Source organism: Pseudomonas sp. FSL R10-0056, assembly GCF_009600105.1.
Lineage (GTDB): Bacteria > Pseudomonadota > Gammaproteobacteria > Pseudomonadales > Pseudomonadaceae > Aquipseudomonas > Aquipseudomonas bubulae.
Genome location: NZ_WIWL01000012.1, coordinates 1 through 8,422, shown reverse-complemented (window position 1 = coordinate 8,422; position 8,422 = coordinate 1). Strand labels below are relative to the sequence as shown.

General features: G+C 57.6%; 7 protein-coding genes. 1 reads left to right on the top strand and 6 read right to left on the bottom strand.

Translation table 11 applies throughout. From position 1 onward, the window contains the following. Window positions 1-178: 178 nt before the first annotated feature. Window positions 179-919, bottom strand: a complete 741-nt coding sequence (locus tag GHO42_RS00980; protein WP_153328904.1) for an ABC transporter permease — start codon at window positions 917-919, stop codon at window positions 179-181. A gap of 368 nt (window positions 920-1,287) precedes the next feature. Continuing rightward, window positions 1,288-1,458, bottom strand: a complete 171-nt coding sequence (locus GHO42_RS25620; RefSeq protein WP_170943739.1) for a hypothetical protein — start codon at window positions 1,456-1,458, stop codon at window positions 1,288-1,290. 282 nt (window positions 1,459-1,740) lie between these two features. Between GHO42_RS25620 and glgB the strand changes: the two genes are divergently transcribed. Further along, on the top strand, window positions 1,741-3,960 hold the full coding sequence (glgB, locus tag GHO42_RS00975) for a 1,4-alpha-glucan branching protein GlgB (RefSeq protein WP_371926206.1): 2,220 nt from the start codon (window positions 1,741-1,743) through the stop codon (window positions 3,958-3,960). Between the two features lie 101 nt (window positions 3,961-4,061). Here the strand turns inward: glgB and GHO42_RS00970 are convergent, their stop codons facing one another. The 4 genes from GHO42_RS00970 to GHO42_RS00955 form a co-directional block, all read right to left on the bottom strand. Then, window positions 4,062-4,865, bottom strand: coding sequence for an endonuclease/exonuclease/phosphatase family protein (locus tag GHO42_RS00970; RefSeq protein WP_095002370.1), 804 nt, complete (start codon window positions 4,863-4,865; stop codon window positions 4,062-4,064). Between the two features lie 94 nt (window positions 4,866-4,959). Beyond that, on the bottom strand, window positions 4,960-7,113 hold the full coding sequence (gene glgX, locus GHO42_RS00965) for a glycogen debranching protein GlgX (protein ID WP_095002371.1): 2,154 nt from the start codon (window positions 7,111-7,113) through the stop codon (window positions 4,960-4,962). Window positions 7,114-7,250: 137 nt separating this feature from the next. Beyond that, window positions 7,251-7,478 (bottom strand): DUF2934 domain-containing protein, encoded by a 228-nt coding sequence (locus tag GHO42_RS00960; protein WP_138738874.1) that lies wholly within the window; start codon window positions 7,476-7,478, stop codon window positions 7,251-7,253. 26 nt (window positions 7,479-7,504) lie between these two features. After that, the coding region (locus GHO42_RS00955) for a 4-alpha-glucanotransferase (RefSeq protein ID WP_178114874.1) at window positions 7,505-8,422 on the bottom strand (918 nt) is incomplete at its 5' end.

Sequence of the window (8,422 nt, the reverse complement as noted above, 5' to 3'; positions counted from 1 at the left end):
CAACAAGTTTTGCGGCGATGGTCTCATTGGCCTGCGCTATGCGGTGCTTGCGACAATACTTTACGTACAGAGCCTAGTAAACCAGTCATTGAGCCTGAGCAAACCTGCAGGCTAGCTTGGCTGAAAAGCGGTTTTTCTGGGTAGCGGAAATCAATGCAGTCTGCCTGTAAAATACTCATTAGTAGCGGCTCCATACTGGATTGATACGCAAGTACTTGCAGGCCAATAACAAGGCGATGATGAAGGTCACAAAAATGCTGATAATGATTTTCCATAGCGATTGTATACCCTGTTGCATAATGCTTTTGCCAAGGCTTAGAGGGTTGAATAATTCAATTGGGAAATAGGTGGGTTCAGGAAGGGCAGCTTGTGCTACCCCGAGGGCAAGCATGATAAAAGATAAGATTGAAAAAACAGTGTTGGCCGTTTGGAAGTTGAGTGGTAGTGCGGTAATGAGCAGGCCGGGTGAGCAGAATAAAATAAAGCAACTATAAAATCGGATCATGAGTGTTGAGGCTTCATAAGTGGAGTAACCCCCAAAAGGGAGCCGTGTCATCATGTAAAAAAACAAGCAGTACAAGCAGGCGATTGTGGAGTAAGCGATGAGTTGCGCTATCAGGAACACTGCTCTGGCGTGTGGCGTATAAATGAATGAACGGATGAAACCACTTTCTCGACGGCCAATGATATAAAAAGAAAATCCAAAGAACGCTACGCTTGAAGATATATAGGCATAAAACCATGCGGTGACAGCGCTGTAATCTTGATTGAAATTATCGTCTCCTTTCGAGTAGATCAGCAGATAGAAGACAGCACCGGGCGACAGTAATATCCAGAACAGTGCAGTCGGTTCCTTGAGCTGTTCCTTGATAAAAATCATGGCCAGTTGAAAGGCTCGAGATCCTGTATTCTTGTGCATGTGGTACCTGCTAAGGGAAGGGCATCCTTGTAGATTTAATACCTGCCTTAAAGTTTGTCAAAAATATGCACATCTTGTTTAAGATTGCTCCTACAGTGGTCGTATAGTTTTCCCTGTGGCTTATTAAGACTTTCTGAAACCTTTGCGATGATCTTGTTTCATTTGCGTGAGGGCTTTTATATGCTTCGCCTGAAAATATTAAAAAATTTCAAATGTTTGTGAATGTTTGTTTGTTTTTGGTAGGGCCTGTTTTAAAGAATACGTGTAAGCCCACTCTGTAGTACGGGTATGACTTTTTTCAAAAAAAGCGACGAGCGGCATGCTGTTTGAATGTGCGCTGCCATACCGCTCCTTGTTAATTGCCGTAATTAGAACTTTTCAGTCTTTACCTTTCGCGGCACTTGCTCACAGGGCGGGTCACCCATGGGTTGCGGGTCACGCTCGGGCGGCTCCTGTTGCGGTTGTGGCTCGGGAACGGGCGGCAAAGCTGGCTGGTCGATATTGGGGTCAGGGGTTTCAGGTGCAATGGGGATGCTCATCACGATGACCTCTCGGTGGCGGGATGTAGAGGGCTGTCGGACGGTTGACCGTGTGATGGCAGGTTTGATTCCGCTCACGTGACCGACGGCGCACTGCGCTGCGCGTACCGCAATATTTGCATGGCTTTTGCATAAACCAAGGGTAATTAGCCCTCACGGGGTGCCCCACAAGAGCTAGTCTTGGTGGGACTGTGGATTCAGGACATAGGCCAAGTCGAAGACCGAAATGTATGCACAGGCATGCACAACCTTTACCAGACGGAGAGCAGCATGAGTTCGAGCATGGATACTGGTAAAGGTAAAGACTCGCTGTTACCCGCCCCCACGGATATCGACGCACTGAGCAAGGCCGAACACCCCGACCCGTTTGCGGTGCTGGGGCCTCACGCCGATGATGAGGGCGGAAAGTTTATCCGGGCTTTTTTGCCCGGTGCGGCAAGTGTCAATGTACTGGCCAGGGATACCGGTGAGGTGCTGGGCCGCCTTGATGATGTGAAAGTGCCCGGCTTGTTTGTCGGGCATTTCAAACAGTCGCGGCCGTACTTGCTGCAGGTTGATTGGGGCAATGCGGTGCAAACCAGCGAGGATCCCTACAGCTTTGGCCCGTTGCTGGGTGAGATGGATCTGTACCTGTTTGCCGAAGGCAATCACCGCGATTTGAGCAACTGCTTCGGGGCGCAATTGCTGCAGGTCGATGGCATACCGGGCGTGCGCTTTGCCGTGTGGGCACCGAATGCACGGCGGGTCTCGGTGGTGGGTGATTTCAATGGCTGGGACGGTCGGCGCCACCCCATGCGCCTGCGCCATGCCAACGGCGTATGGGAGCTGTTTGTGCCGCGCCTGCAGGCGGGCGAGGCGTACAAATACGAAATCCTTGGCGCCCACGGCATCTTGCCGCTCAAGGCCGACCCCGTGGCGCTGGCCACTCAGTTGCCGCCTGATACGGCGTCGAAGGTGGCGTCACCCCTGGCCATCGAATGGCAGGATGGTGACTGGATGCAAGCCCGTGAGCAGTGTCAGCGCCGTGACGCACCGCTGTCGATTTACGAGTTGCATGCAGGATCATGGCAGTGCGAGACCGATGATGTTGGCGACATCGAGCGCCAGTACAGCTGGCCCGAGCTGGCCGAGCGCCTGATCCCTTATGTGCAGCAACTGGGTTTTACCCATATCGAGCTGATGCCGATCATGGAGCACCCGTTTGGTGGCTCCTGGGGTTATCAGCCGCTGTCGCAATTTGCGCCGACCGCCCGCTATGGTTCGCCTGATGATTTTGCCGCGTTCGTCAATGCCTGCCATATGGCCGGTATCGGTGTAATTCTGGACTGGGTACCAGCGCATTTTCCCAACGATACCCATGGGCTCGCGCAGTTTGATGGCACGGCGTTGTACGAATATGCCAACCCGCTTGAAGGCTTTCATCAGGACTGGAACACACTGATCTACAACCTTGGCCGCACCGAGGTGCACGGCTTTATGCTGGCTTCGGCCTTGCACTGGCTTAAGCACTTTCACATCGACGGGTTGCGGGTCGATGCGGTGGCATCGATGCTTTACCGCGACTATTCGCGCAAAGCCGGCGAATGGGTGCCCAACCGGCATGGCGGGCGGGAAAACCTCGAAGCCATAGAATTTTTGCGCCATCTCAATGATGTGGTTGCCTACGAGGTGCCGGGTGCACTGGTGATTGCCGAAGAGTCCACGGCCTGGCCCGGCGTCAGCGAAAGCACCGATCAGGGCGGGCTGGGGTTTTCCTACAAATGGAACATGGGCTGGATGCACGATTCGCTGCATTACATCCAGCAAGACCCGGTGTACCGCGCCCATCATCACAACGAACTGAGCTTTGGCCTGGTGTACGCCTGGACCGAGCGCTTTATCCTGCCGATCTCCCACGATGAAGTGGTGCACGGCAAACACTCGCTGATCGACAAGATGCCCGGTGATCGCTGGCAGAAATTCGCCAATCTGCGTGCTTACTTGAGTTTTATGTGGGCACATCCGGGTAAGAAACTGCTGTTTATGGGCTGCGAATTCGGTCAGTGGCGTGAATGGAATCATGATCAGCAACTGGACTGGTATTTACTGCAATACCCCGAGCACCGGGGGGTGCAAAAACTGGTTGGCGACTTGAATCGTTTGTACCGCGAGCAGCCAGCGCTGTATGAGCAGGATGATGTATCGCAGGGTTTCCAGTGGTTGATTGGCGATGACGCAGCCAACAGCGTTTATGCGTGGCTACGCTGGAGCAAGGACGGTTCGCCCTTGCTGGTGGTGACCAACTTTACCCCGGTGCCGCGCGAAGGTTATCGGATCGGTGTGCCATTTGCCGGTACCTGGCAGGAGGTTATCAACAGTGATTCGGCGATCTATGCCGGTTCCGATTATGGCAATGGCGGCGGGGTGGTGACCCAGGAGGTAGCCAGCCATGGTCAGGGCGTGTCGCTGGCCTTGAATCTGCCGCCGCTGGGGGTACTGATATTGCGGCCGGTTACTGGATAAAGCCAAAGCCCAGGCCCTATGAGCGACCTCATGGTCACCACAGATCAGCTCCCTCTCCTTCCGGGAGAGGGTTGGGGTGAGGGCAGGCGGGCACCTCGGTATTACAGATGCACCTCAACCGCCAACGGTAAATGATCGGATAAATGGCTCCACGGCTTATTGCCAAGGATCTCTGGATTATGACTGCGTGCATTGCGCAAGTAGATACGATCCAGACGCAGGAGTGGCCAGCGCGCGGGATAGCTCTTGGCCACTTGGCCGTGATGGCGCTCAAACACCTCATGCAGGTCGTCACGCTGGCGCAGGGCAGCGTTGCCTTGCTGCTTCCAGTCGTTGAAGTCACCGGCAATGATCACCGGCTCATGGGGCGGCAAGGATTTGAGCAGTTGGTTGAGCAACACGATCTGCAGTTGGCGATGGCTTTCCAGCAGGCTCAAATGCACGCAAATGGCATGCACATTGTCATGCCCCGGCACATCCAGCACACAGTGCAGCAAGCCGCGCCGCTCAGGCCCGGTGATCGACACATCGAGATTGCGCGAAGCCTTGATCGGGTACTTGGACAACAGGGCATTGCCGTGATGACCGTCGGGGTAAACGGCATTTTGCCCGTAGGCAAAGTCGCTCCACATGCTGTCGGCGAGGAATTCGTACTGTGAGGTGGCAGGCCAGTCTTCATAACGTGAGGCGTGCTTGCCGTGCTCGCCGAGCACTTCCTGCAAAAACACCAGATCGGCACCGGTGCTGCGCACGGCTTCGCGCAGTTCGGGCAGGATGAAGCGGCGGTTGAAGGCGGTAAAGCCCTTGTGTGTATTGACCGTCAGCACCTTGATTCGATGCACGGCAGGTGCTGTTGCCGGGGTGGCAGATAAAAGTGTATTGCCGACAGCTTGTTCGGTAGGCATGGTCACTCCTCTGTCAGGGGCAGTTTCAAAGCGGCAAGTTAAAGTCACAGCTTGCCGCTTTTTATGGGGGTGCACTTGATGTTTATCAATACATTCACGACACCTCGGTGTGTTGCAATTCAAACAGCACCAGCGAACGCCCGGTGACATTGTAGGGTTTGTTGAAGGGCAGATGCTGCGGGCCCTTGATGCTCGGGTCAGTGGTGTCGAGCCGGCATGACCAGCTGATGCCGTGGGGCACTTTGGGCAGGTTGAAGTTGACCGGGTCGTGGTTGGCATTGACCACGATCAGCAAGGTGGCATCAGCGCCGGCGCGCTGCACCCCGGATACTTGCGCCCGGCCATCGAGCAGCATGCCCATGCACCGGGCCTCGGCGTCCTGCCACTGTTCGGTGGTCATCTCGTTGCCATCGGCGGCCAGCCAGGTCACGTCCTTGTACTCGGGCGTGTCAACGGAGTGCCCCACCAGGAACAGGCCGCGCCGCAGGATGGGGTACTGCATGCGTAACTTGATCAGGCGTTTGACAAAGGCCAGCAGGGATTTGCCGGTCTTGTCCAGTTCCCAGTTGATCCAGCCGATTTCGCTGTCCTGGCAGTAGGCGTTGTTGTTGCCGTGCTGGGTGCGGGCGAATTCGTCGCCGGCCACGAGCATCGGCGTGCCCTGGGCCAGGAACAGGGTGGCCATGAAATTGCGCATTTGGCGCTGGCGCAAGGCGTTGATTTCGGGGTCGTCGGTGGGCCCTTCGACGCCGTGGTTCCAGGAAATATTGTTGTTGCTGCCGTCCTGGTTGTTTTCGTCGTTGGCCTCGTTATGTTTATCGTTGTAGGACACCAGGTCGTGCAGCGTGAAGCCGTCATGGGCGGTAATGAAGTTGACCGAGCTATAGGGCCTTCGGCCCCGGTGGTTGAACAGGTCGGCCGAACCGGTCATGCGCCCGGCAAATTCAGCCAGTTTGCCTTCGTCGCCTTTCCAGAACGCGCGCACGGTGTCGCGGAAGCGGTCGTTCCATTCCGCCCAGCCGGGCGGGAAGCCGCCGACCTGGTAGCCACCGGGGCCACAGTCCCAAGGTTCGGCAATCATTTTTACCCGGCGCAGCAGCGGGTCCTGGCGACAGGCCACCAGAAAGCTGTGACGTTCGTTGAAGCCGTCGTGATAGCGCCCCAGAATCGTCGCCAGGTCGAAGCGGAAACCGTCGACGTGCATCTCCCGGGCCCAATAGCGCAGCGAGTCAGTGACCATCTGCAAGACGCATGGATGGCTAAGGTCCAGAGTGTTGCCGGTGCCGGAATCGTTGATGTAGTAGCGCTTGTCCTCGGGCATCAGGCGATAGTACGAGGCGTTGTCGATGCCGCGCATGGACAGGGTCGGACCTTGTTCGTTGCCTTCGGCGGTGTGGTTGTAGACCACATCCAGAATCACCTCGAGGCCGGCCTTGTGCAGGCGCGCCACCATCTCCTTGAACTCGGCAATCTTGCCGCTGGCCAGATAGCGCGGGTCGGGGGCAAAAAAAGCGATGCTGTTGTAGCCCCAATAATTGGTCATGCCTTTTTGCAGCAGATGCTGGTCATTGACGAAGGCATGCACCGGCAATAGCTCGATGCTGGTTACGCCCAGGTCGGTGATGTGCTCAACCACTTCATCGATCATCAAGCCGGCAAAGGTACCACGCACCGCATCCGGCACGGCGGGGTGGCGCATGCTGATGCCGCGCACGTGGGCCTCGTAGAAGATGGTGCGTTCCCAAGGCACGCTCAAGCGGTGGTCATGACCCCAGGTGTGCGCCGGGTCGATGACCTTGCACTTGGGCACGAAGGGCGCGCTGTCCCGTTCATCAAAGCTCAAGTCGGCATCCGGGTGACCGATGGTGTAGCCAAACAGGGCCTCGGACCACTTCAGTTCACCCACCAGCTGTTTGGCGTAGGGGTCGATCAGCAGTTTGTGGTGGTTGAAGCGATGGCCATTTTCCGGGTCGTAGGGGCCATGCACGCGATAACCGTAGACCTGCCCGGGATGGGCGTCCGGCAGATAGCCGTGGAAGGTCTCGTCGGTGTACTCGGGCAGCTCGATACGCTCCAGCTCGACCTCGCCTGCGGCATCGAACAGGCACAGCTCGACCTTGGTGGCATTGGCCGAGAACAGGGCAAAGTTGACGCCCAGGCCATCCCAGGTGGCCCCAAGGGGGAAGGGCAGCCCTTCGCGGATGCGCAAGGGGTCGCCAGTGGGCGGTGCTGACGTGTGTTTACTCATGACCTGCTCCTGCACAACCGGATTTTTGGGTGTAGGTGGCCTGTGGGGGCGGGCTTGCGATTGCACTTCTGCGGTTCAATCCGTTGGCCGGGTTGAGGCAATCGCGAGCTGGCGCTCCCACAAGGGGGAAGGTGGACTCAAGACGAGGCAGGCTTGCGCGGTGCCCGGGGCTTTTTCTCGCCGGCAGGTTTTGCTGCGGTCTTGGCCTTGGTGGCCTTGGGGGCTGCCTTGGAGGGGGCCAGGGCTTGTGCCTGGGCCAGTTTGTGGGCCATTTCCCAGTGACGCGCCTCCTGGCCCTCCGGGCGACCTTCAGACTCCCAGATCTGATAGGCAAATTCACGAATGTGCTTGTCGTCATTACTCATGGTGAAGCTCCTTGCTCATGGGTGATTTAGCGGTCTCGCTCGTGGGCTTGCTGGCGGGCGCAGGCCAGCAGTTCAAAACGTTGGGTGGCATCGATGGCGTCCAGCAAGGTATTGCCGTCGCCCGGCAGACGTCGGCACCAATTGGGGTGGCCGCTGACGGTGCCGGGCAAGTTGGCTTGCTCCTCGAGCCCCAGTGCATCTTCGATTGGCAGCAGTACCAGCGGCGCACGGGTGTGCCCCAGATAACGGATGCTGGCGTCCAGTGTCGGGGCGTTGCCCTGGGCTTCTTCCTGAAAGTTTTGCGGATCCAGGCGCAAGGCCAGGTCCAGGCCTTCGCACTCGCGCTGACGGCTTTCGCGCCAGTGGTGTGCAGTGACCGGGTCAATCAGGCCCAGGCGTTCATTCCAGTCGATATCGCGTCCGTGCAGCCAGCCGGTGAGTGTCGGCAGGTCGTGGGTGCTGGTGGTGGCCAGGGCATCGTCCGGCCAGTCCAGAATCGGTTTGAAGCGCGCGCCGTAGTCCTGCTCGAACAGCAGCACGCGAATGCCCAGGATTGCCCGCTCGCTGAGCTTTTCCCGCAGGCCGTCAGGTACGGTGCCGAGGTCCTCGCCCAGCACGATGGCCTGGTGGCGCACCGATTCAAGGCACACCAGGCGCAGCAGGTCGTCGATCGGGTAATACAGATAGGCGCCTTCATCGGGCGAAGCCCCCAGGGGTATTACCCATAGGCGCTGCAAACCCAGCACATGGTCGATGCGCAGCCCGCCAGCATGGGCAAAATTGGCCCGCAGCATCTCGATAAAGGCACGAAAACCATTGCGCTTCAGGCCTTCGGGGGAAAACGCCGAGATGCCCCAGCCCTGGCCCGCGCGGTTGAGTGCATCGGGTGGCGCGCCCACGGTCAGTTGCGCCAGCAGCTCATCCTGGCGGCACCAGGCCTGGCT

Coding starts and splice junctions, on each gene's coding strand:
- GHO42_RS00980 (WP_153328904.1), bottom strand. CDS start 919: ATGCACAAGAATACAGGATCTCGAGCCTTTCAACTGGCCATGATTTTT.
- GHO42_RS25620 (WP_170943739.1), bottom strand. CDS start 1,458: ATGAGCATCCCCATTGCACCTGAAACCCCTGACCCCAATATCGACCAG.
- glgB (WP_371926206.1), top strand. CDS start 1,741: ATGGATACTGGTAAAGGTAAAGACTCGCTGTTACCCGCCCCCACGGAT.
- GHO42_RS00970 (WP_095002370.1), bottom strand. CDS start 4,865: ATGCCTACCGAACAAGCTGTCGGCAATACACTTTTATCTGCCACCCCG.
- glgX (WP_095002371.1), bottom strand. CDS start 7,113: ATGAGTAAACACACGTCAGCACCGCCCACTGGCGACCCCTTGCGCATC.
- GHO42_RS00960 (WP_138738874.1), bottom strand. CDS start 7,478: ATGAGTAATGACGACAAGCACATTCGTGAATTTGCCTATCAGATCTGG.